Raw genomic sequence first — 23,873 nt, forward strand, 5'->3', positions numbered from 1 at the left:
GTTGGAACCTGCCGCGCCTTGTTCCATACAGCGATATCGCCCGGATTTCACCGTGCTCGGCCATTCCCCGGGGAAATTCCACAGGAACCGGCGCTCGCTGGCGCAAAACGCAACTTGAGCAGGAGAGCCGCAGCCAGAGTGACGGCGGCCAGCGCCAGCGAGAAAGCAAGCGCTCCCTCGGGACCCCACCAGTCGATCGCGCGGGCATAGATGACCGGCGCCCCGGCCGAGACGACGAAGCTGGGGGCGAGAAGGCGTCCGGTGACGGCCCCATAGGCGCGATGGTCGAACAGGACGAGCGGGACCGTGCCGCGTGTGATCGTTGCGAGGCCGTTGCCGGCGCCATAGCCGAGTGCGAACAGCATGGCCGCCGTGAGTGAATAGCCACCGGCAAATCCGGCGGCGAAGGAAAGCGGCAGCAGGGAGCATGCAAGCAGATTGAGCGCGAGCGGATGCAGGCGCGTGCCAAACAGGATCTCGGCCAGCCTGGCGCAGGACTGGCCGATGCCCCGCAGGGTGGCGACCCAGACCGCCGAGGCCTGAGCGAGGCCGAGCCCCGCCAGGATGGCGATCATGTGGGAGGACATGCCGGCGTTCAGAAAATTCATGATCGTGGTGATCAGCGCGTAGAGCACACCGGCGGGCAGGAGCTCCGAACCAGGCCGGTCAGCCCTCTGCCGGGACGTGTCGACATCGGGCACCGGCCCAACAGGGCGCCGGATGGCAGGCAGTGTCAAGGCAAGCGGCACCGTCGCCAGCATCAGGCCGGCATAGACGAGCACGGCTCCTCGCCAGCCTAGGCTGTCGGCCAGCGCCGTCCCCAATGGCCAGAAGGCAGTGGAAGACAACCCGCCTGGCAGCGTGATCTGCGCCATCGCCCGGCGCGCCTCGGCTCCACCGGCCCGCGCCAGAGCGGCAAAGGCGGCATCATAGAGCGTCAAGCGCATGGCAACGCCCAGGACGAGCCAGGCGGCGAAGTAGGCCGGCAGAGAATGGCTGAAGGCGAGCCCGACACAGGCCAAGGATGCGAGCACCGATCCGGTCGCCATCATGCCGCGACCGCCATGCCGATCGATCAGCCGTCCGCACAGCGGCGAAACCAGCCCCATCACCAACAAAGCGAGGGCGAAGCCGCCATAGACGATGTCGCGCGACCAGCCAAGGTCAGCTGCCATCCGCTCACCAAAGCCGCCGACCAGATAATAGGTCGCGCCCCAGGCCACGAACTGGAACAGGCCGAGGCAGAGCACGGTGTGGCGGGGAATCACCGCCTGGCCTCGCCGTCGAAGGGTAACCCGCCATTCCCGATTCCGAGCGGACGTTGCATCAGCACGGTATCGACCCAGCGCCCGAACTTGAAGCCGACCGACGTCAAGACTCCCACCTCCGAAAACCCCAGGCGCCGGTGCAAGGCAATCGATCCGGCATTGCCGCTATTGCCGATCACGGCCAGCATCTGGCGCCAGGGGCCAGCCTCACAGCGGGCGATCAGTTCCTCGAGCAGGAGGCGGCCAATGCCCCGCCCGCCCATGTCCGGGGCGACATAGACGGAATCCTCGACAGTGTAGCGATAAGCCGGCCGCGGCCTGTAGGCCGTGGCGTAGCTATAGCCGACCACGCGCCCCTCTATCTCGGCCACGAGATAAGGCAGTCCCTGGGCCAGGACGCCATGGCGGCGCGAAATCAGCTCTTCCAGGCCGGGCGGCACCTCCTCAAAGCTCGCCAGCCCTCCCAATACGTGATGGGCATAGATGGGCTGCACCGCTGTCATGTCCTTCTCACGGGCGTCCCGCACGAGAACGGCCGCTGCATTGGCGGTTGGATCCATTCGATTCGCTGTCATTGCCGTCGCCTGATTGCATTTCTTCATAGCAGGATCGCCCGTCCCCGCCACCGGCAGCCCAACCAGCGCTTCCAGTCTGGTAAGGCCGATATCCGCAAGCAGTCGATCGTCGAGTTCGCGCAGAGCGGCCCGCTGATGCAGGCGTGACCGGGGAGACAAAGCGAGATAGCGCCCGCCTTCCCGGACGGCTGCTACGCACGCTGCCTGAAGCGACAGGCGTCTTGCCATCCTATCTTCTCTCCGGCTCGTGAAACCCGCCGTATTGTCTTCCTCCGTCTCGAATAAAGGAAGCTTTGGAAAATCATGCTAAGTATAAGGAAATCTTTGGCATGAGAACGACTTCGATATGGACCGGCTCAACCTCGATCACCTCAAAACCTTCGCCGATGTCGTCGAACTCGGCAGTTTCTCGGCGGCAGCCGATCGGCTGAGCCTGACGCAACCCGCCGTCAGCCTGCAGGTCCGCCAGCTGGAGCGGCGCCTCGGTACGATGCTGATCGAACGCGTCGGCCGCAAGGCGAGGCCGACAGCAGCTGGCACGGAATTGCTGCTGCATGCCACCCGCATCGATGCCGCCGTGCAGGCCGCGCTCGAAGCGGTGGCTCGCCAGAGCGAAGGGGTGATGGGGACGGTGCGCATCGGCACCGGCGCGACAGCCTGCATCTTCCTGCTGCCGGCCCTGCTCCAGCGCCTGCGGCGACGTCATCCCCGACTGGAGATCGTCATCACCACCGGCAATACCGGCGAGATCGCCCGCGCAGTCGAGGACAACAGGCTCGACCTTGCCTTGGTTACCATGCCCGTCTCGAGCCGCTCGCTCGAGCTCGAGCCGGTCCTGGAGGACCCTTTCATGGTCATCGCGCCGCCGCAGACCCAACTGCCTGTGCCAGCTTCTCCTGTCACCCTCGCCGAATTGCCGCTACTGCTGTTCGAACCCGGCGGCAATACGCGGCGCCTCACCGATGAATGGTTCGCGCAAGCCGGCCTGTCACCGCGTCCCGTGATGTCGCTCGGCAGCGTCGAAGCGATCAAGGAACTGGTAAGGGCGGGCCTCGGCTGCTCGATCCTGCCCGGCATCGCCGTTCGCGGCGACGCGGCCTCCGGCGCCTTGACCGTACAGCCGCTCTCCCCGCCCCTGTCGCGCGTGCTCGCCATCATCGTCCGGCGCGACAAACCCCTGCATCGCGGGCTCAAGGAAATCCTGGGAGCCCTGCGCGAACTATCCGGCTCACCACCTGCTTCCGCAACGTCCGACGCCATATGAGAAGATTAACAATTTGTAATCAGCCACATCGAAGCGCCTTTGCTGGTAGCGGTGATGTCCAACCTCCCGGAATTGGCGGTCTACGGAGCTCAGTTGCATTCGCCCACATGAAATCATCGCCCTGTCGAGACGTGAGCTCCAGTTGGCGACGACAAATCGTCGTGCAATAGTCTGAGCAAGCCTTTGGCGCCGGCTTCCCATCCGTCGGCGCGTATTCGGAATGGAGAGCCGTTCAAAACGACAACAATGAACGCATCCGACTATCCGGATCTTTCGAAGGCCTGCATCCAGGGAGGATCGTATGACCAAGATTCGGACGACCGGCGAAGGACAATCGTCCCGCCGTAAATTCCTCGGCGAGGCCGCTGCCGTCGCGGCCGTCGCCATTGCGGCCCCATCCATCGCGCGGGCGCAGACCCATACCAGCATGCGCTGGCAGAGCACGTGGCCGGCCAAGGATATCTTTCACGAATTCGCCCAGGACTACGCCAAGAAGGTCAATGACATGACTGGCGGCGAACTCAAGATCGAGGTCTTGCCGGCTGGCGCCGTGGTTCCGGCTTTCGGCCTGCTGGACGCCGTGTCGAAGGGAACGCTCGACGGCGGCCATGGCGTGATGGTCTATCACTACGGCAAGCAGACCGCCTTGGCCCTGTGGGGCTCAGGTCCTGCTTTCGGCATGGACGCCAACATGCTGATGGCATGGCATAAATATGGTGGTGGCAAGGAGCTGCTCGAAAAACTCTATGCCTCGATCGGCGCCAATGTCGTCTCCCTGCCCTATGGCGCCATGCCGACGCAGCCGCTCGGCTGGTTCAAGAAGCCTGTCGGCAAGCCGGAGGATCTCAGCGGCCTGAAATTCCGCACCGTCGGCATCTCCATCGACGTGTTCTCCGGCATGGGCGCGGCCGTGAATGCCTTGCCCGGCGGCGAGATCGTCTCGGCGATGGACCGCGGCCTGCTCGACGCCGCCGAATTCAACAATGCCTCCTCCGATCGTGCCCTGGGCTTCGCCGACGTCTCGAAGGTGTGCATGCTGCAGAGCTATCACCAGAATGCCGAGCAGTTCGAAATCCTTTTCAACAAGACCAAATATGACGCCCTGCCCGACAAGCTGAAGGCCATTATCGCCAATGCCACGGAGGCCGCCTCCCAGGACATGCAGTGGAAAGCGATCGACCGCTATTCCCAGGATTATGCCGAGTTGCAGTCCAAGAACGGCGTCAAGTTCTACAAGACGCCCGAAGCGCTTCTGAAGAAGCAGCTCGAAGTCTATGACGAGGTGGTGAAGAAGAAGGCGGCCGACAATCCCCTGTTCAAGGAGATCCTGGATTCGCAGATCGCCTTCGCCAAACGCGCTGCGCGCTGGGAGCAGGATACGGTGGTCAATCGGCGCATGGCCTTCGATCACTATTTCGGGGCCAATGGCGCCGCGAAGAAGATCTGACGCTTCAGCGGGCACATGCCTGGCGCGGCTCTCAGGGATCGAGGCGCCTGCCTTAGTCATGCCCGGGCTTGATCCGGGCATCCAGGCTTTTCGTAATGGCGGTCGAAAGGTCGCGCAATTGCTTTCGCCATTACGCCAAGCACCTGTACCGTCGACCGGTCCCCGTTCATCGACGCGGCAGCCAAGCCGCATCGGCTCCTCCGCTTCCCCTCCGGCCGGACAGTCGCATGCATACTCAGCGTTTACTTCACGGGATCGACGCAATCAGCACCTGGGTCGGCAAGGCAGCGGCCTGGCTGATCATCGCCCTGATGCTGCTGGTGTGCGCCGAGGTCTTCAAGCGGTACATCCTGAACCAGCCGACCGCCTGGATTTATGACGCCAGCAATATGCTTTACGGCTCGTTGTTCATGCTGGCCGGCGCTTATGCCCTGGCGCAGAACGCCCATGTCCGCGGTGACTTCCTCTACAGCTCCATGCGCCCGCGCACCCAGGCGAGCTTCGACCTCGTGCTCTATCTCGTCTTCTTCCTGCCCGGCATCGCGGCCCTGGTCTACGCCGGCTATGACTATGCCGCCGCGTCCTGGCGCATCGGCGAGCATTCGAGCGTCACCGCCGACGGGCCGCCGATCTATCACTTCAAGACGGTGATCCCGATCGCCGGTGCCCTGGTCATGCTGCAGGGCCTGGCCGAGATCACGCGCTGCGTTCTGTGCCTCAGGAACGGGCAATGGCCGGAGCGGCTCAAGGACGTCAACGAGATCGACGTCGTCGGCGAACAGCTCGAGAACAGCCAATATGTCGATGCCAAGGAGCGCGAGGCGGCCATCGCCGCCATGCAGCGCATCGATGAGGCGGCGCGCCAGCGCGGCATGGGCGGAGAGAAACCGGGCGGAGAGAAACCGGGCGGAGAGCAACCCTGATGAGCGATCCCGCACTCGGCCTTCTCATGCTCGGCCTCATCGTGGTGGTGATCATGATGGGCTTTCCGACAGCCTTCACCCTGATGGGCCTTGGCATCTTCTTCGGCTTCTACGCCTATTACGACCCCGCCCAGCACTGGATGGACAACCGTGTCTTCGACCTGATGGTCCAGCGCAGCTACGGCGCCATGACCAATGACGTCCTGATCTCCATCCCGCTCTTCGTGCTGATGGGCTATGTGATGGAGCGCGGCGCGCTGGTCGACAAGATGTTCTATTCCATCCAGCTCTCCTTCCGGCGCCTGCCGGCGGCGCTGGCGGTGACGACGCTGATCGTCTGCACCTTCTGGGGCATTGCCAGCGGCCTGGTCGGAGCGGTGGTGGTGCTGATGGGGGTGATCGCCCTCAATCCGATGCTGCGCGCTGGCTACGACGTCAGGCTCGCTTCCGGCGTGATCACCGCCGGCGGCACGCTCGGCATCCTCATCCCGCCCTCGGTGATGATCATCGTCTATGCTGCGGTCGCCGGCCAGTCGGTGGTCAAGCTCTATGCCGCCGCGATGTTTCCGGGCTTCTTCCTCGCCTTCCTCTATCTGATCTACATCGTCGGCTGGGCGCTCCTCAATCCGCGCATCGCTCCGACCTTGCCGGCTGACCAGACCAAGGTGCCGGTCCCGGCCTGGATGCCGCGTTTCCAGGCCCTCTACACGCGGAACATGCCGGCGGGCCTGCTGCGAGCCCTGTTCTCGCCCCGGCGCGCCTTGGCCCTGGACACCGAAACCGGCCGGCTGACCTATTGGCAGATCCTCAAGAATTTCGCGGCCACGCTGGTACCCCTCGCTTTGGTCGCCGGCACGCTTGCCCTGGTGTGGTGGTATGTGGTCATCCACGGCCAGGCCGGCACCGAAGCCAGTGCCGCAGCCGGCCTCGAGCAATTGGGCTCGGCGCCCGAACAGTTCGGCGGGCCCGAACCGCTGGGAGGCCCAGAGCCGCTGGGAGGCCCAGAGCCGCTGGGAGGCCCAGAGCCGCTGGGAGGCCCAGAGCCGCTGGGAGGCCCAGAGCCGCTCGGCACACCGGACTCCAGTGGCCAGGCCGCCCCGGTCCAGGGCGGACCCGCGACCGCCTTCTTCGTGACCTTCGGCATCATCGCCGCCATGGCTGCGGTGATCCTGGCACGCTATTACCGTGCCATGGGGCCGGAACGGCTCGAGGTCATCAAGTTGCTCACCTCATCGGTGATGCCCCTCGCCATCCTGACCGTGCTGGTGCTGGCGGTGATTCTGTTCGGCATCACCACCGCTACCGAATCGGCGGCCGTGGGGGCGGCCGGTGCCTTCCTGCTCGCTTTCAGCGCCCGCACGCTCAACTGGAAACGCACCAAGGAGGCCGTGTTCCTCACCGCCAAGACCACGGCGATGGTGTGCTGGCTCTTCATCGGCTCGGCCGTCTTCTCTGCCGTCTTCGCCATTCTCGGCGGCCAGGCCTTGATCGAGCAATGGGTGCTGTCGCTCAACCTGACGCCCCTGCAGTTCATGATCCTGTCGCAGGCCATCATCTTCCTGCTCGGCTGGCCCCTGGAGTGGACCGAGATCATCATCATCTTCGTGCCGATCTTCCTACCGTTGCTGAAGCATTTCGAGATCGATCCGATCCTGTGGGGCGTCGTCGTCTTCGTGAACCTGCAGGCCGCCTTCCTGTCGCCCCCTGTCGCGATGTCGGCCTTCTATCTCAAGGGCGTGGCGCCGTCGCATGTGACGATCAACCAGATCTTCGCCGGCATGATGCCTTACATGCTGATCGTCATTGTCTGCATGGTGCTGATGTATCTGTGGCCCGGCCTGACGCTCTGGCTGCCGCAATATCTCTATGGCCGGTGATTTGGTGCCGACCATCGATGCAAAGGCTCGACTCGGGTGCCATTGCGCTGTAGTGCGACGTTCATCATCGTCCTCAACAGGAAATTGCCATGTCGAGCCTGGCCGAACTGCGCCCCGATGCCCTCGCTGCCCTCCATGGCGAACTGACGCGCGAATATGAGGCCTTGAAAGACCGCAAGCTCTCCCTCGACATGACGCGCGGCAAGCCGGCGCCCGAGCAGCTCGACCTCGCCGAAGGCATGCTCGCTTTGCCCGGCAATCGCGACCACCTCAGCGAGGCCGGCGAAGATACCCGCAACTATGGCGGCCTACAGGGCCTGGCCGAGGTGCGCAACCTGTTTGCCCCGGTGCTCGGCGCACCCGCCGCCCAGGTCATCGTCGGCAATAATTCCAGCCTGGCGCTGATGCATGACGTCCATGTCTATGCGCTGCTGCGCGGCGTCCCCGGGGGAACGAAGCCCTGGAGCAAGGAAGAGGAGATCGCCATCCTCTGCCCGGTGCCGGGTTATGATCGGCATTTCGCCCTGAGCGAATCCTTCGGCATCAAGCTCATCCCGGTGCCGCTCACCGGCGAAGGCCCCGACATGGACGAAGTCGAGCGCCTGGCTGCCGACCCGAAGGTCAAGGCGATCTGGTGCGTGCCGCAATATTCCAATCCGAGCGGCGAAACCTATTCGGATGCCGTGGTCGAACGCCTGGCGCGCATGAAGACGGGTGCCGCCGACTTCCGCATCCTGTGGGACAATGCCTATGCCCTGCACCATCTCGGCGAGACCAGGCCGCATCTTGCCAACATCCTGGAGGCCTGTGCAGCGGCGGGCCATCCCGACAGGCCGATCGTATTCGCCTCGACCTCGAAGGTCACCATAGCCGGTGCGGGCCTCGCCTTCATCGCCGCTTCGCCCGCCAATGTGCGCTGGTATCTCGACAATGCGAGCAAGCGTACGATCGGGCCCGACAAGCTCAACCAGCTGCGCCATGTCCGCTTCCTGCGCGACCTCGACGGCATTCATGCCCATATGGAAAAGCACCGCGCCTTGATAGCCCCGAAATTCGCGGCGGTGGAGGAGGCTTTCGAGCGTCGGCTCGCCAGCCACGACTTCGCACGCTGGACCAGGCCTGCCGGCGGCTATTTCATCATCCTGGACGTGATGGAGGGCACGGGCTCCCGCGTGGTCGCCCTCGCCAAGGCGGCCGGCCTGGCGCTTACCCCGGCTGGTTCCACGCACCCCTATGGCAAGGACCCCGAGGACCGGACCTTGCGTATCGCGCCGACCTATCCGAGCCTCGCCGAGGTGAAGCTGGCCGCCGACGCCGTGGCGCTCTGCGCCCTGCTGGCAGCGTGTGAAAAGCGCATGGCGAGCTAGGACTTCCTGGGACCGCCGGCATCCTGCCGGCCTCTTGGAACCGCTGCGCTTGCAGGAAAGGAAGAGCCGGCAGGATGCCGGCGGTCCCAGGATTACCGTCCCAATGCCAGCAGGCGCGAGGCGGCTTCCATTTCGCGCCAGCGCCAGGCTCGACGCTGTTGCGCCTCTTCGTCCTGGCCCCAGAGCTGGGCCTGATAGTCTTCGTCGACATGGGCCGCGGCCCAGGCGGCCTCGGGCTCCAGATAGCCTTCGGCCACTGCCAGCGCCAGAATGACAGAACCGGTCAGCGTGGTTATGGCATGGAGACTGGCCAACCCGAATTCATCATAGCAGGCAACAGCCTTGGCAATGGCTGCCAACGCTTCCGGAGGCTGCTGCTTGTGCTGGATGCCATGCGTGACGATGAGCCTCGCGCCCAGACGGTCGGCCGCCCAGGCCAGCACGGGATCCCAGGCCTCGTTCTGGCGACGAACCAATTCCTCTGGTTGGTCCACCCGATAACATAGGAGATCCGAGCCGCCATATTTGGAGATCTCGTCGATCACGGCCTGCCGCGAGGTGCGCACACCGTCGATGGCGGAATTGGCGATGCGGGTGATCGGCATGGAGAAGGGATCGATATGGCTCCCCTGCCCGTTCCACTCCGCTGCGGCCGCCGCGGCCATTTCAGGCTTGGAAAAGGCCAACAGGGACTTGGCGGGCGTGCGGGCGACGCGCCCATCGAGCGCCACGGCATGCTGCCCGTCCTGCTCGACCACGTTCGCCTCGCTGTAGAAGCGCTTGGGCAGTTCGGGCTTCATGCCCTTCTGGGCGGCATGCATGGGATCGGGCGTGGCGCCATCGCGGAACCAGTCGCCGTAAAAATCACGATCGCTCATTGCGGCTCGGCCACCTTGAAAGCTTCGACCAGCGGCAGCAATTGCCCGAAGTCGTCGATGATGTGGTCCGCCCCCGCCTCGGTGAGGTCGGAGACCGGGTGATTGCCCCAGGAAACGCCGATGGTGCGTGCACCGGCGCTACGCCCCATCAGGATGTCGAAGCTGGTATCGCCGATCATGATGGCGTCCTCGGGACGCAGGCCCACTTCGCCGGCTCCCTGCACGACCATGCCGGGATCGGGCTTGGAGGGAGCGGTGTCGGCGGTCTGGATGGTGGCGAACAGCCCTTCCCAGCCGAAACTCTCAAGGATGCGGTCGACGCCGCGGCGTGACTTGCCGGTGGCCAGGCCCAGGATCACATCATCGCGCCGGCGCAGCTCGGCCACCGCCTCCGCCGCGCCCGGAAACAGCGGCGGCGCAAAGGCAGGATCGTTGACGCGGGCGAGGAAGGCTTCACGATAGAAGCCGGCAGCCTTCTCGATGTCGCCGGTGCTGGTGTCGTCGCCGAACAGGCGCTGGATTGCCGGCACCAGCGAGAGCCCGACAATGCTGAGCATCTCGGCGCGCGGCAGCGGCGGGCGCCCCATGCCCTTGAAGGTCTCGACCAGGCAGGCATGGATCAGGTGCTGGCTGTCGAGCAGCGTGCCGTCGACGTCGAACAGGACAAGTTTCACGTCTCAATCCTCCGGAGCATCGACGATGGGATCATAGGCCGACGTATCGAAGCCCAGAATCTCGAAGCTCTGCTTCATATGCGGCGGCAGGGGTGCGGTGACGTCGAGCGTGCCGCCACGCGGATGCGGCAGGGTGATGCGGCGCGCATGGAGGTGCAGCTTCTTCGGCAGTTCCTCCGGCACGTTCTCCATGGCTTCCCCATATTTCGGGTCGCCGATGATGGGATGGCCGATATGGGCGGTGTGGGCGCGCAGCTGATGGGTACGTCCCGTCACCGGCTTTAGCGAGAGCCAGGACACCGAATTGGCGGCCCGGTCGACCAGCGAATAATAGGTGATCGAATGCACGGCCTCCTCGTCGCCATGCTTCATCACGCGCACCTTCTCCCCGTCCATGCCGAGCTGCTTGGACAGGAACAAGGAGATGCGGCCCTGCTTGGGTGAGGGCACGCCCTTGACCAGCGCCCAATAGATCTTGCGGGCCGAGCGGGTGCGGAAGATGGCGCCGAGATCGGAGGCCGCCTTGCGCGTCTTGGCCAGCACAAGCACGCCGGAGGTGTCGCGATCGAGGCGATGAACCAGGCGAGGCTTTTCGCCATCCGGCCCGGCCAGGGCGGCCAGCATGCCGTCGACATGACGCTCGGTGCCGGAGCCGCCCTGCACGGACAGGCCATGCGGCTTGTTGATCACCAGCACGTCCCTGTCCTCGTGCAGGATCAGGGAGCGGATGAAATCGGCGTCCTTCTGGCTCTGCGCCGAGCGCTTGACGCCGGTGATCGCCGGATCGGAACGCGGCAGCGGCGGTACCCGGATCGACTGATCCTTGGCGAGGCGGTCATTGGTCTTGGCGCGCGCGCCATCGACCCGGATCTGGCCGGAGCGCAGCAATTTCTGCAAATGACCGAAAGCGAGGTCCGGGAAATGCGTCTTGAACCAGCGGTCGAGACGCATGCCGTCCTCATCGGCGGTGACGATACGGGTTTCGACCAGAAAGGACATCAAGGTTCCGACACGCGATTAAGGGATCGCGTCCCTATAAAGCAGCGCAGCGCCGCTGTCTGCCGGAAATCGCCCAAAGGTGCGTTGCTTGCCAGCCGAACGTGCGGCCGGGCCGACTTGCATGGGCAGCGGACCGGAATGGCGCCGCGCATGTCGTTGCTAAATATGGCGCGCATTGGCACAATCCCTTTTCAAAAGCTGATCTGATGAAAGAATGTACCGAATGCGCATTGTGACATGTCTTCCGCTGTTGGCGCTTGCTGCATTCGCGCTCGGCAGCACGACTAACCAAGGAAATGCTGGTCAGGCATCAAAACACAGGGCCCAATGCGCAGGGTTTGGCTTTCAAGAAGGTACGGATGCTTTCGCCAATTGCATGATGCAACTGTCGCTGCGGCAACAGCGCGACCAGCCCCCGGATCACGATACCGTCGTTCAGCGCTACAGAGACCTAAGTATGCGCCGACAGGGCGATGAGCGTTATCCCGTCTGCAGCGCCGCCAACATGGACGCCGAACTCGACACGTCGATCAACAAGTGGGTTGGCCCCAATTGCCAGTTGGCGCCGGATTAGGACATCGTCCCATTGCGTCCGGCACCCGCGGGAGAAAGGTTCCGACCTGCCGTGACCGAACTCGATCCGGCGATCCAGGAGCCCCTGTGCAACCGGCCAAGCGCTGGATTGCCGTGCCAAGCCAGCAAAGCTGAACGATACCCGGGTGAGCCGCAGTGCAGCTAGGCTCCGGCTTCCAGGCCCTCGATGCCCGGCAATCCTTCACAGCAATCGGCCACGAAGAAATTCACGAAGGCGCTGGCCTTACCGGCGGCGATGCGGCAGCGCTGTACCCGGCCCTGCCGCTCTTGCGTCATCAGGCCCACGGCCAATAATTGCGCGATATGATGGGCCAGGGTCGATTTGGGAATACCGAGTTCCCTCTGGATGTCGCCGACGGCAAGGCCATCATCCCCAGCCTTGATCAGCAGCTGGAAAATCTGAAGCCTGTGCGGGTGGCCGAGCTCAGCCAAGCACCGCGCCGCATCGTCAAACGCCATATCCGCCAGCGCCATTGTGTTTTCGTGCGCCTCCAAAATGCTTCAGGACCGTCCAGGAATCGGCGAGAGAACGCCGCCGCCTTTGCCAGAAAGGATCGGCCCGGTCGAAAATTTTTTCAATATCGCTTCTCTCGATACCGATATCCCGCAATACCCGGTCACTCAGCCCATCGAAGTACTCGATATTGGCACGGCGCTGGCGCTCCGCAAGCAAATCTCCGAGAATGTCCTTGATCCAGCCAAACATGGTCGCCTCCTGAATAGAACCATAGTTCCAGAAATGTAGTCCTATTTTTTGAATTTTCAAGGAGGCTGCAATGAAGCAAAGCGACGACAGGGCGATACGCGCCAGCGGCGGCTGCCTGTGCGGGTCGATACGGTATGTCGTGCGCGGCGCGCTGGCGGACGTGAAGGCCTGTCTGATATGCCGGCGTCTACACGGCCATTGCTGCGCCTATACGGCCTGCGATGCCGCCGATCTCGAGATCCTGCCTTCCACGCGGCTGCGCTGGCATCGCGCGTCGCCAATGGCCCGGCGTGGCTTCTGCTCCAAATGTGGAGCGCAGCTTTTTTCGTTCGGCAGCGGACGCAGTCATGTTTCCATCATGGCTTCGAGCATTGACGAACCCACAAGGCTCAGGCTGGTCAAGCATGTCTGCGTGAACCAGAAGGGCGATTATTACGAACTTGCCGATGGCTTGCCCCAAGAGGGCGGGCGAGATCCGCAAAGCAGGTGTTGAGAATAGCGCAACCCTGCCGCCTCAGGTCTGACGACGAGCGACACCAAAGGAAAGTTGACGATGCCGACGAGCCAGGAACGTCCCATACGAGCGACAGGCGGCTGCCTGTGCGGATCGGTGCGCTATACCATCCGTGGCGCCGTGCGTGACGTCTGGGCTTGCCACTGCATCCTGTGCCGGCGGCTGCACAGCCATTTCGGGGCCTATGCGGCCTGTGACCCTGCCGATCTCGAAATCGCGCCGACCAACAAGCTGCGCTGGTATCGATCGTCGCCGACGGCGCGTCGCGGTTTCTGCTCCAAATGCGGCGCCCAGATCTTCTGGGACGGCAAGGGCAGCGACCACATCTCCATTGCGGCAGGAACGCTCAACGAACCGACCGGCCTCAAACTGATCAAGCATATCTGCGTGAATCAGAAGGGCGACTATTACGAGATTGCTGATGGCTTGCCGCAGGCGGGGCAAGAGCCCGATCGTCTATGAACGGATCGGCGCACCGGCCTTGAGGGCGTCGCCCAGCACATCGCCAATGCGCCTCGCGGCACTCGTCAGGACGTCCGGCTCAAATCCCGAGAAGCCGAGCACGAGGCCCTGACGAGCCGGCGCATCCACATACATCGGCGACAAGGCCCGCGCCCCGACGCCTTCGGCAAGCAGGCTGCGGACCAGATCGCGATCACCGGCCGAAGCAGCCAAAGCCGCCACCAGATGAAGCCCATGCTCCGGCACGGCAAAGTCGAGCATACCGTCGCAGTGATCGCGGAGTGCCGTAACGAACTCGTCCCGCGCGGCCTGCACGCGCCGCCGGGCCCGGCGCAGATGGGCTGCGAAATGGCCATCGTTGAGGAAATCGGCCGCGGCCCCCTGCACGAGGCTAGGTGGCTGCCTGTCGGACAGGGTCCTTAGACGCAGCACCCTGTCGAGCAAGGCCTCCGGCAGCACCGCATAGCCGATACGGATACCCGGGAACAGGACCTTGGAGAACGTGCCGAGATAGACGACCCGACCGGCGCCATCCATACCCTGCAAGGCGGTGAGCGGCGGGCCCGAGAAGCGGAATTCGCTGTCATAGTCGTCTTCGATGATCCAGGCATCGTTGCGATCAGCCCAGTCGATCAGAGCCAGGCGGCGGCGCATGGTCATGGTGACGCCGAGCGGAAACTGATGCGAGGGCGTGACGTAGACGAGCCGCCCGCCGCCCCCGAGATTCTCGCCTCCGGCGGCGTCGATCCCCTCCCCGTCGACGGGCACGCCAATCAGCTTGGCGCCCGCGGCTTCCAGCGTGGCCCTGGCCAGCGGATAGCACGGATCCTCGATCCAGGCGACGTCACCCGGCTTGAGAACGGTGCGCACGACGAGATCGAGCCCATGCATGGTGCCGGTGGTGACGACGATCTGCTCGGCATCGCAACGCACGCCCCGCGCCGCCCGCAGATAGGCCGCAATGGCTTCCCGCAACTTGTTCCCGCCGCGCGGATCGCCATAGCGAAAATGTTCCGGTCCCGGCTGGGCGAGATTTCGCGAGAGCAAGCCGCGAAAGACACGCATGGTCTTGCCGTCGATGCTGGCCACGCCCAGTTCGCAAGGCAGGGCCGGCGAGGCCGAAACCTGCCCAGGCTGGCTGGCAGCTCGCTCCGAGACTTTCGGTACCTGTGCCGCCACGAAGGTACCCGCTCCGATGCGTGCCTCGACGAAGCCGTCGGCAACGAGCATCTCGAAGGCGGCAACGGCAGCGGCTCGCGACAGGCCGAGGCGCTTGGCGAGGTCACGCGTCGTCGGCAGCTTGGCGCCCGGTCGTGCCAGTCCGGTCTCGATTAGTCTACGCATGGCAATATAGAGCTCGCGCCTGCGCGGACCCCGCCTCGGCAAGACGGGCATCAGGGTCGACCAATCCGGCAAATTGGTTCGAATTTTTTTAGCCAAATTGGATCTTTCCTGAACCAATATGATGACGCACCCTGCGCATGTTCATCGTTGAAAGCAAGGCACCATGAAAGAACAGGAAGCAACAAAGGAGCGTTTCGCCGTCACCGGGCGCAACCGATTGAAGCGGCGGCACGATCGTGGCCGCTATGATCATGAGGCCGTCTATGCCGTACTCGATGCCGGTCTCCTGTGCCATGTCGCCTATGTCATCGATGGGCAGCCCTATTGCACACCCACCATTCACTGGCGCGCGGGCGATTGGCTGTATTGGCACGGCTCCTCGGCCAGCCGCATGCTGCGCAATCTCAAGGGCGGTACGCCGGTCTGCCTGACGGTCTCGCATCTCGACGGCTTGGTGCTGGCGCGCAGCGGCTTCAATCATTCGGCCAATTACCGCTCGGCGATCTGCTTCGGCACCGCCCGCATGATCGACGACCCGGGTGAGAAGGCGAAGGCGCTGCTCGGTGTGGTCAATCGCTTTTTTCCCGGCCGAGCCGCGGAGCTGCGCCAGACCCATGCGCAGGAATCGAAGGCAACCACGGTGATCGGCATGCGCATCGAGGAGGCCTCGGCCAAGGTGCGCGCCGCCGGCGTCGGTGACGACGAGGAGGATTACGGCCATCCGGTCTGGGCCGGCGTCATCCCGGTCCAGACGATGATCGGCACGGCCGAGCCCTGCCCGCGCCTGCTGCCGGGCATGGGAAAGACGGCAGGCCTGGTTGGCTATCGCGCCGGGCGACGTCTCGACGAAGCCTTGCTCGAGGCCCAGGAGCTCTATGAGAGTGATAAGGAAGTAGCCGAATTGGCAGACTGAGCGCCCAATCTGGGATCGCAGGTGTCTCGCCTGCCCTTGGAAACGTCGCGTGTTGAGGAGAGGAAGGTGCCGGCGGGGCGCCTGCGGCCCAGGAAGGCTAGCCTTCCCCCCGCTCCCGCCGGATCTTGTCCCAATACTCCAGGCGTTTGCGGATCTCGCGCTCGAAGCCGCGCTCGACTGGCTCGTAGAACTGACGGCGCCCCAAAGCGTCGGGAAAGTAGTTCTGGCCGGAGAAGGCTTCGGGCTCGTCATGGTCGTAGCGATAGCCCTGGCCGTAGCTCTCGGCCTGCATCAGCTTGGTCGGCGCGTTGAGGATAATCTTGGGCGGCATCAGCGAGCCCCCCTCCTTGGCAAGGCGCGTTGCCGCCTTGTAGGCATTGTAGGCGGCATTCGACTTCGGGGCCGTCGCCACATAGATCACGGCTTGGGCGATGGCGAGTTCGCCCTCCGGGCTGCCGAGGAAATCATAGGCATCCTTCGCGGCATTGGCGACCACCAGCGCCTGCGGATCGGCGAGGCCGATATCCTCCACCGCCATGCGCACCACCCGCCGCGCAATGAACAGCGGATCCTCGCCAGCATCGAACATGCGCGCGAGATAATAGAGCGCCGCGTCGGGATCGGAACCGCGCACCGATTTGTGCAGGGCCGAGATCAGATTGTAGTGGCCATCGGCCGACTTGTCATAGATCGGGGCCCGGCGCTGCAGCACCTGCTGTAGCTTGGCCGCTGTGAAGACCTCGCCGGGCTTGGCCGCGCGCCAGGCTTCCTCGGCCAGGGTCAAGCTGGCCCTGCCGTCGCCGTCGGCCATGCGCACCAGCACTGCCCTCGCCTCCTCGTCGAGAGGCAGCTTCCTGCCCTCGACTTCCTCGGCATGGGCGAGGAGACTCAAGATCGCCGCCTCATCCAGGGCATTGAACACCATCACCCGGGCCCGCGACAGCAAGGCCGCGTTGAGCTCGAAGGATGGGTTTTCGGTGGTGGCGCCCACCAGCGTCACGGTGCCGTCTTCCATCACCGGCAGGAAGCCATCCTGCTGGGCCCGATTGAAGCGATGGATCTCGTCGACGAAAAGCAGCGTGCCGCGCCCCATCATGCGCCGCGAGCGCGCCGCCTCGAAAACCTTCTTCAGGTCGGCGACGCCGGTGAAGATCGCCGAGATCTGTTCGAAGGCGAGATCCGTCTCGCCGGCCAGCAGGCGTGCCACCGTGGTCTTGCCGGTGCCGGGCGGGCCCCAGAAGATCAGGCTGCCGACCGAGCCCGATGCCAGCAGACGCGTAAGCGCGCCCTCGGCACCGACGAGATGATCCTGCCCCGCCACCTCGGAGAGGTGCTTGGGGCGCATCCTGTCGGCCAGCGGCCGTGGCGCGCCCTTCTCCAGTCCCGCTGCCGCAAACAGGTCCGACATCATCCCCCCAGGATCGTCGAGATTTGCTGGCCATCCCTGACGATGGTGATGCGCCACAACCGTCGCGGTTCCTGCACCAAGGCGTCCAACGCCTTGGCATCATCGACCTTCTGGCCGTTGATGACCTGAATCACGTCCTTCTTCTGAAAGCCGAAATTGGCCGCGGCGCTATCGTCCTCGACATTGGTGACCACCACGCCGTTGGTGTCGAGCGGCATGCCCAAGGTCTCAGCCATGGCCGGCGAGAGATTGGCGACCGTGGCGCCGCTGAGCGGCGAGCGGCCCTGTAGCACGGTCTCGTCCCGCGGCGTGGTCTCGGGCGCAGCCGCAAGCTTGACCGAAACCTTCAGCCGCGCGCCCTTGCGCAACACATCGAGCTGCGCCTCGCCCCCCAGGGGCTTGGTCGCGAAGCGATAGCCGAACTCGTCGGGATCGGAAACGGCAGCGCCGTCGACGGCCAGCACGACATCGCCGGTCTGCAGGCCCCCCTCGGCTGCCGGCCCGTTCTTGGCGACCTCGGTCACCAGGGCGCCGCTCGGCCGCTCCATCGATAGCGACTCGGCGATCTCGGACGAAACGCTCTGCATGCTGGCGCCGATCCAGGGGCGCAAGACCCGGTCGGAACCGGCTTGCGCAGAGGCCACCACCACCTTGACCATGGCGGCGGGGATTGCAAAGCCGATGCCGATATTGCCGCCCGAACGCGAGACGATCGCCGTGTTGATGCCCACCAGCTTGCCGTTAAGATCGACCAGCGCGCCACCGGAATTACCCGGATTGATGGCGGCATCGGTCTGGATGAAGGACTGGAAGTCCGACTGGCCGACCTGGCTACGCGCCAGCGCCGACACGATGCCTGAAGTCACCGTCTGGCCGACGCCGAAGGGGTCGCCGACGGCGAGCACCAGATCTCCCACCTGCACCTTGTCGGAATCGGCGAAATCGAGGGTGGCGAGATCACCCTTCACTCCCTTGAGGCGGAGCACGGCAAGGTCGGCGCGCTGGTCCTTGAGGATGATGTCCGCATCGAACTCCCGCTTGTCGGACAGGGCGACACGGACCTGCGTGGCATTGGCGATCACGTGATAATTGGTGACGATCATACCGTCCTTGGCGACGATCACGCCCGAGCCGAGCGAGCGCTCCACCCGCTCGCGCGGCGCCGCTCCGCCGCCGAAGAACTGGCGGAAGAAGGGATCGTTGAACATCGGATTGGCCTGCGCCTTCTCGACATGCTGGGCATAGACGTTGACCACCGCCGCCGTGACGCTCTTCACGACCGGGGCGAAGGACAGCTTCACCTGTGCCGCGCTTTCGGGAACGACGCTATCCTGGGCTTGCGCCGGCACGAGGCCCGCCAGAAGCACGAAAGCGGCATAGGACAGTCGACGCATGGATGAACTCCGAGTGGTACGGCTTGATCGGTTTCGCAGACCCTTCTGGACCAGATCATGCGCAAAGCCAATGGTACAAATGTGGTCGTCTGAAGCGCGGATTTCCAGTCTGCCTTGCAAAAACGAAAAAGGGGCGGCGCTTGCGCACCGCCCCTTCAAATTCCGGATCCGCGATCGAACGATCAGGCCGCTTCGGCCTGGTCCTCGGCGACCGGACCGGAGTCCTGGCCCTTGGCCGACACGTCGCGATCGACGAACTCAATCACGCCGATCGGCGCGGAATCGCCATGGCGGAAGCCGGCCTTCAGCACGCGGGTGTAGCCACCCTGGCGGTCCTTGTAGCGGGTCGCCAGCACGTCGAAGAGCTTCCGGACGATGGTCTCGTCCTGAAGCGTCGCAATGGCCTGGCGGCGGGCATGCAGGTCGCCACGCTTGCCGAGGGTAACCAGCTTCTCGACGATCGGACGCAGGTCCTTGGCCTTGGGAAGCGTGGTGACGATCTGCTCATGCTTGATGAGCGAAGCCGCCATGTTCTCGAACATCGCCTTGCGATGTTCGGCGGTACGATTGAATTTGCGGTGAGCCTTGCCGTGACGCATTGCCCTGTTCCTTCAAGTTTGGCAGCGCGATGCGCCAGATCAATAATGTTCTTCGAAGCGCTTGGCGAGCTCTTCGATGTTTTCCGGCGGCCAGCCGGGCACTTCCATGCCCAGATGAAGACCCATCTGAGCCAGCACTTCCTTGATCTCGTTCAAGGACTTGCGGCCAAAGTTCGGCGTACGGAGCATTTCCGCTTCCGTCTTCTGGATCAGATCGCCGATATAAACGATGTTGTCGTTCTTCAGGCAGTTTGCCGAACGGACCGACAGTTCCAGTTCGTCCACCTTCTTGAGCAGCGCCGGGTTGAAGGCGAGCTCCGGAATGGCCGGGGCCTCGGATTCCTTCTTCGGCTCCTCGAAGTTGACGAAGACTTCGAGCTGGTCCTGGATGATGCGGGCCGCGAAGGCCAACGCGTCTTCCGGGGTGATCGAGCCATTGGTCTCGACCGTCAGCGTCAACTTGTCATAGTCGAGGATCTGGCCTTCACGGGTGTTCTCCACCTTGAAAGCCACCTTCTTGACCGGCGAATAGAGGCTGTCGACCGGAATGAGACCGATCGGAGCATCCTCGGGCCGGTTGCGGTCAGCCGCCACATAGCCCTTGCCGGTGTTGACCGTGAACTCCATGCGGATCTCGGCACCCTCGTCCAGCGTGCACAGCACGTGCTCGGGATTGAGGATCTGGATGTCGCCGGTGGTCTGGATGTCGCCAGCGAAGACCTGTCCCGGACCCTGCTTCTTCAGCACGATCCGCTTGGGTCCCTCGGCCGCCATCTTGACGGCAATTTCCTTGATGTTGAGGACGATATCGGTCACGTCCTCACGCACGCCGGGGATCGACGAGAACTCGTGCAACACGCCATCGATATGCACCGACGTCACGGCCGCGCCCTGCAGGGACGACAGCAAAACGCGGCGCAGCGCATTGCCCAAAGTCACGCCAAAGCCACGCTCCAGCGGCTCGGCAACGGCGGTTGCCTGGCTCTTCGGATCTTCTCCCGGAGTCACTTCGAGCTTTTGGGGCTTGATAAGTTCCTGCCAGTTCTTCTGAATCACGACGACACCCTTCAATCGGTCTCGGTGCGGCCAACAAGCCCGGCACGCTCCAATAGCGGCCGGGCCATCTCAAATCGCGGAATTAGACGCGACGACGCTTGCGCGGGCGGCAACCATTATGCGGAATTGGCGTCACGTCGCGGATCGACGTGATCGTGAAGCCCGACGCCTGCAAGGCGCGCAGAGCCGATTCACGACCCGAACCCGGACCAGAAACTTCAACTTCCAGCGTACGCATGCCATGCTCGCTGGCCTTGCGGCCGGCGTCTTCAGCGGCCATCTGCGCGGCATAGGGGGTCGACTTACGCGAACCCTTGAAACCCATCGTGCCCGACGAGGACCAGGCAATGGTGTTGCCCTGGGCGTCGGTGATGGTGATCATGGTGTTGTTGAAGCTCGAATTGACGTGAGCAACGCCAGAAACGATATTCTTGCGCTCGCGACGGCGAACGCGACCAGTGGCTTCTTTTGCCATAGTATGGATCCTTCAAGCGCGCCCGTGGTACCAGGCGCTCGGGATTGAATGAAAACGAATTACTTCTTCTTGCCGGCGATCGGCTTTGCCTTGCCCTTGCGGGTACGGGCATTGGTATGCGTGCGCTGGCCACGAACGGGCAAGCTGCGACGATGGCGCAGACCGCGATAGCAGCCCAGATCCATCAGACGCTTGATGTTCATCGCGACGTCGCGACGAAGATCACCTTCCACGATGTAATCGCGGTCGATAGTTTCGCGGATCTGCAGGACTTCCTGGTCCGACAGCTGGTGGACACGGCGCTCAGGCGCAATGCCGACCTTGGCAACGATCTCCTTGGCTTTGGCAGGGCCAATGCCGTGGATATATTGCAGCGCGATTTCGACACGCTTGGCAGTGGGAATGTTGACACCAGCGATGCGGGCCACGTTCCGGTCTCCAAATCTTTGATCCGGCGTAGGGCCGAATATCAGTTCAATCATCGCCGGCGAACCGGCAGCGCAAAAACGAGCCGTTCGCTCTGACCGAGCGATCGACCCGCGCGTCTTTGACGTGAGAGCCGTCTTCTAGAGATTCTCTGCGAAGACGTCAACTCGTAAAGACAAACTTCATGCATATCGCCTCACGGCGTATGCGGGTGGCGAATCAGACCGAGACCGCCGCCAGTGTGGTGTCGATCTCGCGAGTGACCTCGTCGATCGACTTCATCGCGTCGATGGGGCGAAGATCGCCGCTCTTGCGATAATAGTCAGACAGCGGTGCCGTCTGGGCGCGGTAGGCTTCAAGACGGGTCTTGAAGGCTTCCGCATTGTCGTCCGGCCGCACCTTCTCGCCGCGGGCAACCGTATCGGCGGCGCGCTTCTCGATGCGCGACAGCAGCACGGATTCGTCGACGACGAACTCGATCACGGCGTCAAGGCGCAGGCCCTTCTCCGCCAGCATCCGGTCGAGGGCCGAGGCCTGTGCCACGGTGCGCGGGAAACCGTCGAGGATGAAGCCATTGGCCGCATCCTTTTCCTCGATGCGATCGGCGACGATACCGACGACGATGTCGTCCGAAACCAGCCCACCGGAATCCATGACGGCCTTGGCCTTCAACCCAACCGGCGTGCCGGCCTGCACGGCCGCACGCAGCATGTCACCCGTCGAGAGCTGCGGAATACCGTGCTTCTCCGCCAGCCTGACAGCCTGGGTCCCCTTGCCCGCCCCCGGCGGTCCCAGCAGAATGAGCTTCATCAGCGACGGCTCCCCCTCAGCTTGGTCTTGCGTACCAGCCCTTCATACTGATGGGCAAGCAGATGGCCATGAACCTGGGCCAACGTGTCCATCGAGACGCTCACCGTAATGAGCAGCGACGTACCGCCCAGCACGAAGGGAATCGAGGGAACCATATAATTCTGAATTTCCGGGACCATGCAAACCAGGGCGATATAAATCGCACCGACCACGGTGATGCGCGTGAGCACATAGTCGATGAACTTGGCGGTGTTCTCGCCCGGACGGATGCCCGGAATGAAGCCGCCATGCTTCTTGAGATTATCAGCCGTCTCGGTCGGATTGAACACGATGGCCGTATAGAAGAAGCAGAAGAACACGATCAACAGAGCGTAGAGCACCATGAACAGCGGCTTGCCGTGGTTCAGGTAGATCGAGACATTCGCCAGCCAGGAATTGGGGTTGCCCTGCGCCACGAAGGCAGCAGCCGTGGTCGGCAGCAACAGCAGCGACGAAGCGAAGATCGGCGGAATCACGCCCGAGGTGTTCAGCTTCAGCGGCAGATGCGAGGACTGGCCCTCATAGAGCCGGTTGCCGACCTGGCGCTTGGGATACTGAATCAGCAGACGACGCTGTGCGCGCTCGAAGAAGACGATGGCCAGCACGACGGCAACGGCGACAGCGACCGAAACCAGCAGCGTCACCGGCGACATGCCGCCGGTCCGCGCTAGGTCGAGCATCTGACCCAGATGCGCCGGGAACTCGGCGACGATACCTGCCTGGATGATCAGAGAGGTACCGTTGCCAATGCCGCGCGAGGTGATCTGCTCGCCCAGCCACAGCAGGAACATGGTGCCGCCGACCAGCGTGATGGTGGTCGAAATCTTGAAGAACAGTCCGGGCGCGAGCACGATGCCCCCCTGCCCGCCCTCGAGCCCGATGGCAATGCCCCAGGCCTGCGCAGTCGCCAGCACCACCGTGAGGTAGCGCGTGTACTGGTTCATGATCTTACGGCCCTGCTCCCCCTCTTTCTTGAGGGCTTCGAGCTGGGGCACCACCGTCGTCAAAAGCTGGATGATGATCGAGGCGGAGATATAGGGCATGATGGCGAGCGCAAAGATCGCCATGCGTGAAACGGCGCCGCCCGAGAACATGTTGAAGAGGCCGAGAATACCGCCGGCCTGGCCATCGAAGGCAGACTTATAGGCTTCGGGATTGATTCCGGGCAGCGGGATATAGGTTCCCAGCCGATAGATGACCAACGCACCAAGCGTAAACCAGATACGCTTCTTGAGTTCGTCAGCCTTGGAGAACGAACTCCAATTGATGCTCGCAGCAAGCTGCTCCGCCGCCGATGCCATGTGGTGCTCCGCCGTGTCGAAAGCGCGCCAAAAAAGGTGCGGCCCGCCAGACGAGGCGAGCCGCTCTCATATAGGATCAGGCTTCCGCCTTTGCCACAGCCTTCAGCACCTTGACGGAACCGCCGGCCTTTTCGACCGCGGCCACGGCGCTCTTGGTCGCACCGGCGACCTCGAAGGCGAGCTTGGCCTTGATCTCGCCGCGGCCGAGCAGGCGAACGCCATCCAGGACGCGACGGATCACGCCAGCCTGCACCAGGGCTTCGGCGGTGACCGGAGCCTTGGCGTCGAGCTTGCCGGCGTCGACGGCGACCTGGATACGGTCGAGGTTCACCTCGGCGAAGTCCAAGGCGAAGATGTTGTTGAAGCCACGCTTGGGCAGGCGGCGATGCAGCGGCATCTGACCACCTTCGAAGCCCTTGATGGCGACGCCGGTGCGCGAGGTTTGACCCTTGACGCCACGGCCGCCGGTCTTGCCCTTGCCAGAGCCGATACCGCGTCCGACGCGGATACGAGCCTTGGTAGCGCCTTCATTGTCGCGAAGATCGTTGAGTTTCATCGTC

26 protein-coding genes and 1 pseudogene are annotated in these 23,873 nt (G+C 63.6%); 9 read left to right on the forward strand and 18 right to left on the reverse strand.

All coding sequences use genetic code 11. From position 1 onward, the window contains the following. Positions 1 to 47: 47 nt before the first annotated feature. The 3 genes and pseudogenes from ACTJKX_RS18150 to ACTJKX_RS18160 all read right to left on the reverse strand — a co-directional run. Positions 48 to 1,268, reverse strand: a complete 1,221-nt coding sequence (locus tag ACTJKX_RS18150) for an MFS transporter (protein ID WP_394309646.1) — start codon at positions 1,266 to 1,268, stop codon at positions 48 to 50. After that, complete coding sequence (locus tag ACTJKX_RS18155) at positions 1,265 to 1,843, reverse strand: N-acetyltransferase family protein (RefSeq protein WP_440726085.1); 579 nt, start codon at positions 1,841 to 1,843, stop codon at positions 1,265 to 1,267. The genes ACTJKX_RS18150 and ACTJKX_RS18155 overlap by 4 nt, the downstream gene beginning before the upstream one ends. 102 nt (positions 1,844 to 1,945) lie before the next feature. After that, a pseudogene (locus tag ACTJKX_RS18160) lies at positions 1,946 to 2,071 on the reverse strand (hypothetical protein); the annotation flags it as partial. A gap of 118 nt (positions 2,072 to 2,189) precedes the next feature. Between ACTJKX_RS18160 and ACTJKX_RS18165 the strand changes: the two are divergent. The 5 genes from ACTJKX_RS18165 to ACTJKX_RS18185 all read left to right on the forward strand — a co-directional run bounded on the left by ACTJKX_RS18165 (position 2,190) and on the right by ACTJKX_RS18185 (position 8,721). Beyond that, a complete protein-coding gene (locus ACTJKX_RS18165; RefSeq protein ID WP_440726070.1) occupies positions 2,190 to 3,107 on the forward strand; it encodes a LysR family transcriptional regulator in 918 nt (305 codons plus the stop codon). A 301-nt stretch (positions 3,108 to 3,408) separates the two neighbouring features. Beyond that, on the forward strand, positions 3,409 to 4,554 hold the full coding sequence (locus ACTJKX_RS18170; protein WP_440726071.1) for a TRAP transporter substrate-binding protein: 1,146 nt from the start codon (positions 3,409 to 3,411) through the stop codon (positions 4,552 to 4,554). A gap of 227 nt (positions 4,555 to 4,781) precedes the next feature. Further along, on the forward strand, positions 4,782 to 5,477 hold the full coding sequence (locus tag ACTJKX_RS18175; RefSeq protein ID WP_311934474.1) for a TRAP transporter small permease subunit: 696 nt from the start codon (positions 4,782 to 4,784) through the stop codon (positions 5,475 to 5,477). Next, on the forward strand, positions 5,477 to 7,354 hold the full coding sequence (locus ACTJKX_RS18180; RefSeq protein ID WP_440726072.1) for a TRAP transporter large permease subunit: 1,878 nt from the start codon (positions 5,477 to 5,479) through the stop codon (positions 7,352 to 7,354). The genes ACTJKX_RS18175 and ACTJKX_RS18180 overlap by 1 nt, the downstream gene beginning before the upstream one ends. An 89-nt stretch (positions 7,355 to 7,443) precedes the next feature. Beyond that, positions 7,444 to 8,721, forward strand: a complete 1,278-nt coding sequence (locus ACTJKX_RS18185) for an aminotransferase (RefSeq protein WP_440726073.1) — start codon at positions 7,444 to 7,446, stop codon at positions 8,719 to 8,721. 92 nt (positions 8,722 to 8,813) lie between these two features. On the opposite strand, the gene ACTJKX_RS18190 is transcribed toward ACTJKX_RS18185, so the two are convergent. From ACTJKX_RS18190 to ACTJKX_RS18200, 3 genes are read right to left on the reverse strand one after another with little or no spacing between them, the layout of a single operon-like run. Continuing rightward, positions 8,814 to 9,599: an ATP12 family chaperone protein gene (locus ACTJKX_RS18190; RefSeq protein ID WP_311934471.1), complete on the reverse strand. Its 786-nt coding sequence runs from the start codon at positions 9,597 to 9,599 to the stop codon at positions 8,814 to 8,816. After that, positions 9,596 to 10,273 carry an HAD-IA family hydrolase gene (locus tag ACTJKX_RS18195; protein WP_440726074.1) on the reverse strand — a complete coding sequence of 226 codons (678 nt, stop codon included), beginning with the start codon at positions 10,271 to 10,273 and terminating at the stop codon, positions 9,596 to 9,598. Before ACTJKX_RS18195 ends, ACTJKX_RS18190 begins: the two co-directional genes overlap by 4 nt. A 3-nt stretch (positions 10,274 to 10,276) precedes the next feature. Further along, a complete protein-coding gene (locus ACTJKX_RS18200) occupies positions 10,277 to 11,272 on the reverse strand; it encodes an RluA family pseudouridine synthase (protein WP_394309657.1) in 996 nt (331 codons plus the stop codon). 223 nt (positions 11,273 to 11,495) lie between these two features. Between ACTJKX_RS18200 and ACTJKX_RS18205 the strand changes: the two genes are divergently transcribed. Further along, positions 11,496 to 11,846: a hypothetical protein gene (locus tag ACTJKX_RS18205; RefSeq protein WP_394309659.1), complete on the forward strand. Its 351-nt coding sequence runs from the start codon at positions 11,496 to 11,498 to the stop codon at positions 11,844 to 11,846. 161 nt (positions 11,847 to 12,007) lie between these two features. Here the strand turns inward: ACTJKX_RS18205 and ACTJKX_RS18210 are convergent, their stop codons facing one another. Both ACTJKX_RS18210 and ACTJKX_RS18215 read right to left on the reverse strand, forming a co-directional pair. Then, on the reverse strand, positions 12,008 to 12,361 hold the full coding sequence (locus ACTJKX_RS18210; RefSeq protein WP_440726075.1) for an ArsR/SmtB family transcription factor: 354 nt from the start codon (positions 12,359 to 12,361) through the stop codon (positions 12,008 to 12,010). Beyond that, entirely contained in the window at positions 12,315 to 12,572 is a 258-nt protein-coding gene (locus ACTJKX_RS18215; protein ID WP_311934466.1) for a DUF1127 domain-containing protein, read from the reverse strand. The genes ACTJKX_RS18210 and ACTJKX_RS18215 overlap by 47 nt, the downstream gene beginning before the upstream one ends. A gap of 70 nt (positions 12,573 to 12,642) precedes the next feature. Between ACTJKX_RS18215 and ACTJKX_RS18220 the strand changes: the two genes are divergently transcribed. Together ACTJKX_RS18220 and ACTJKX_RS18225 are read left to right on the forward strand one after the other, a co-directional pair. Then, positions 12,643 to 13,065, forward strand: coding sequence for a GFA family protein (locus ACTJKX_RS18220; RefSeq protein WP_440726076.1), 423 nt, complete (start codon positions 12,643 to 12,645; stop codon positions 13,063 to 13,065). A gap of 60 nt (positions 13,066 to 13,125) precedes the next feature. After that, entirely contained in the window at positions 13,126 to 13,548 is a 423-nt protein-coding gene (locus tag ACTJKX_RS18225; protein WP_311934464.1) for a GFA family protein, read from the forward strand. Here ACTJKX_RS18225 and pdxR read toward each other — a convergent pair. Beyond that, a complete protein-coding gene (gene pdxR, locus ACTJKX_RS18230) occupies positions 13,543 to 14,943 on the reverse strand; it encodes a MocR-like pyridoxine biosynthesis transcription factor PdxR (RefSeq protein ID WP_440726077.1) in 1,401 nt (466 codons plus the stop codon). The genes ACTJKX_RS18225 and pdxR overlap by 6 nt on opposite strands. A 112-nt stretch (positions 14,944 to 15,055) precedes the next feature. Between pdxR and ACTJKX_RS18235 the strand changes: the two genes are divergently transcribed. Then, a complete protein-coding gene (locus ACTJKX_RS18235; protein WP_440726078.1) occupies positions 15,056 to 15,805 on the forward strand; it encodes a pyridoxamine 5'-phosphate oxidase family protein in 750 nt (249 codons plus the stop codon). A gap of 97 nt (positions 15,806 to 15,902) precedes the next feature. On the opposite strand, the gene ACTJKX_RS18240 is transcribed toward ACTJKX_RS18235, so the two are convergent. The 9 genes from ACTJKX_RS18240 to rplO all read right to left on the reverse strand — a co-directional run bounded on the left by ACTJKX_RS18240 (position 15,903) and on the right by rplO (position 23,869). Further along, complete coding sequence (locus ACTJKX_RS18240; protein ID WP_367625743.1) at positions 15,903 to 17,213, reverse strand: replication-associated recombination protein A; 1,311 nt, start codon at positions 17,211 to 17,213, stop codon at positions 15,903 to 15,905. Further along, the gene (locus tag ACTJKX_RS18245; RefSeq protein WP_440726079.1) at positions 17,213 to 18,607 is read right to left on the reverse strand and encodes a Do family serine endopeptidase; all 1,395 of its coding nucleotides are present in this window, start codon (positions 18,605 to 18,607) and stop codon (positions 17,213 to 17,215) included. Before ACTJKX_RS18245 ends, ACTJKX_RS18240 begins: the two co-directional genes overlap by 1 nt. 182 nt (positions 18,608 to 18,789) lie before the next feature. Then, the gene (gene rplQ / locus ACTJKX_RS18250; RefSeq protein WP_068292128.1) at positions 18,790 to 19,206 is read right to left on the reverse strand and encodes a 50S ribosomal protein L17; all 417 of its coding nucleotides are present in this window, start codon (positions 19,204 to 19,206) and stop codon (positions 18,790 to 18,792) included. A gap of 39 nt (positions 19,207 to 19,245) precedes the next feature. Next, the gene (locus tag ACTJKX_RS18255; protein WP_209430830.1) at positions 19,246 to 20,277 is read right to left on the reverse strand and encodes a DNA-directed RNA polymerase subunit alpha; all 1,032 of its coding nucleotides are present in this window, start codon (positions 20,275 to 20,277) and stop codon (positions 19,246 to 19,248) included. Positions 20,278 to 20,344: 67 nt separating this feature from the next. Then, a complete protein-coding gene (rpsK, locus tag ACTJKX_RS18260; RefSeq protein ID WP_105862638.1) occupies positions 20,345 to 20,737 on the reverse strand; it encodes a 30S ribosomal protein S11 in 393 nt (130 codons plus the stop codon). A 59-nt stretch (positions 20,738 to 20,796) separates the two neighbouring features. After that, complete coding sequence (gene rpsM, locus ACTJKX_RS18265) at positions 20,797 to 21,165, reverse strand: 30S ribosomal protein S13 (protein ID WP_068292123.1); 369 nt, start codon at positions 21,163 to 21,165, stop codon at positions 20,797 to 20,799. Between the two features lie 217 nt (positions 21,166 to 21,382). After that, positions 21,383 to 21,973, reverse strand: a complete 591-nt coding sequence (locus tag ACTJKX_RS18270) for an adenylate kinase (protein ID WP_311934457.1) — start codon at positions 21,971 to 21,973, stop codon at positions 21,383 to 21,385. Beyond that, positions 21,973 to 23,313: a preprotein translocase subunit SecY gene (gene secY, locus ACTJKX_RS18275; protein WP_068292114.1), complete on the reverse strand. Its 1,341-nt coding sequence runs from the start codon at positions 23,311 to 23,313 to the stop codon at positions 21,973 to 21,975. Before secY ends, ACTJKX_RS18270 begins: the two co-directional genes overlap by 1 nt. A 76-nt stretch (positions 23,314 to 23,389) precedes the next feature. Continuing rightward, positions 23,390 to 23,869 (reverse strand): 50S ribosomal protein L15, encoded by a 480-nt coding sequence (gene rplO, locus ACTJKX_RS18280; protein ID WP_068292112.1) that lies wholly within the window; start codon positions 23,867 to 23,869, stop codon positions 23,390 to 23,392. Between the last annotated feature and the right edge of the window lie 4 nt (positions 23,870 to 23,873).

The sequence above is a fragment of the Labrys sp. 22185 genome, assembly GCF_052045555.1.
In the GTDB taxonomy this organism is placed as follows: domain Bacteria; phylum Pseudomonadota; class Alphaproteobacteria; order Rhizobiales; family Labraceae; genus Labrys; species Labrys neptuniae.

Coding starts and splice junctions, on each gene's coding strand:
- ACTJKX_RS18155 (WP_440726085.1), bottom strand. CDS start 1,843: ATGACAGCGAATCGAATGGATCCAACCGCCAATGCAGCGGCCGTTCTC.
- ACTJKX_RS18165 (WP_440726070.1), top strand. CDS start 2,190: ATGGACCGGCTCAACCTCGATCACCTCAAAACCTTCGCCGATGTCGTC.
- ACTJKX_RS18170 (WP_440726071.1), top strand. CDS start 3,409: ATGACCAAGATTCGGACGACCGGCGAAGGACAATCGTCCCGCCGTAAA.
- ACTJKX_RS18175 (WP_311934474.1), top strand. CDS start 4,782: ATGCATACTCAGCGTTTACTTCACGGGATCGACGCAATCAGCACCTGG.
- ACTJKX_RS18180 (WP_440726072.1), top strand. CDS start 5,477: ATGAGCGATCCCGCACTCGGCCTTCTCATGCTCGGCCTCATCGTGGTG.
- ACTJKX_RS18185 (WP_440726073.1), top strand. CDS start 7,444: ATGTCGAGCCTGGCCGAACTGCGCCCCGATGCCCTCGCTGCCCTCCAT.
- ACTJKX_RS18190 (WP_311934471.1), bottom strand. CDS start 9,599: ATGAGCGATCGTGATTTTTACGGCGACTGGTTCCGCGATGGCGCCACG.
- ACTJKX_RS18200 (WP_394309657.1), bottom strand. CDS start 11,272: ATGTCCTTTCTGGTCGAAACCCGTATCGTCACCGCCGATGAGGACGGC.
- ACTJKX_RS18205 (WP_394309659.1), top strand. CDS start 11,496: ATGCGCATTGTGACATGTCTTCCGCTGTTGGCGCTTGCTGCATTCGCG.
- ACTJKX_RS18215 (WP_311934466.1), bottom strand. CDS start 12,572: ATGTTTGGCTGGATCAAGGACATTCTCGGAGATTTGCTTGCGGAGCGC.
- ACTJKX_RS18220 (WP_440726076.1), top strand. CDS start 12,643: ATGAAGCAAAGCGACGACAGGGCGATACGCGCCAGCGGCGGCTGCCTG.
- ACTJKX_RS18225 (WP_311934464.1), top strand. CDS start 13,126: ATGCCGACGAGCCAGGAACGTCCCATACGAGCGACAGGCGGCTGCCTG.
- pdxR (WP_440726077.1), bottom strand. CDS start 14,943: ATGCCCGTCTTGCCGAGGCGGGGTCCGCGCAGGCGCGAGCTCTATATT.
- ACTJKX_RS18235 (WP_440726078.1), top strand. CDS start 15,056: ATGAAAGAACAGGAAGCAACAAAGGAGCGTTTCGCCGTCACCGGGCGC.
- ACTJKX_RS18240 (WP_367625743.1), bottom strand. CDS start 17,213: ATGTCGGACCTGTTTGCGGCAGCGGGACTGGAGAAGGGCGCGCCACGG.
- ACTJKX_RS18245 (WP_440726079.1), bottom strand. CDS start 18,607: ATGCGTCGACTGTCCTATGCCGCTTTCGTGCTTCTGGCGGGCCTCGTG.
- rplQ (WP_068292128.1), bottom strand. CDS start 19,206: ATGCGTCACGGCAAGGCTCACCGCAAATTCAATCGTACCGCCGAACAT.
- rpsK (WP_105862638.1), bottom strand. CDS start 20,737: ATGGCAAAAGAAGCCACTGGTCGCGTTCGCCGTCGCGAGCGCAAGAAT.
- ACTJKX_RS18270 (WP_311934457.1), bottom strand. CDS start 21,973: ATGAAGCTCATTCTGCTGGGACCGCCGGGGGCGGGCAAGGGGACCCAG.
- secY (WP_068292114.1), bottom strand. CDS start 23,313: ATGGCATCGGCGGCGGAGCAGCTTGCTGCGAGCATCAATTGGAGTTCG.
- rplO (WP_068292112.1), bottom strand. CDS start 23,869: ATGAAACTCAACGATCTTCGCGACAATGAAGGCGCTACCAAGGCTCGT.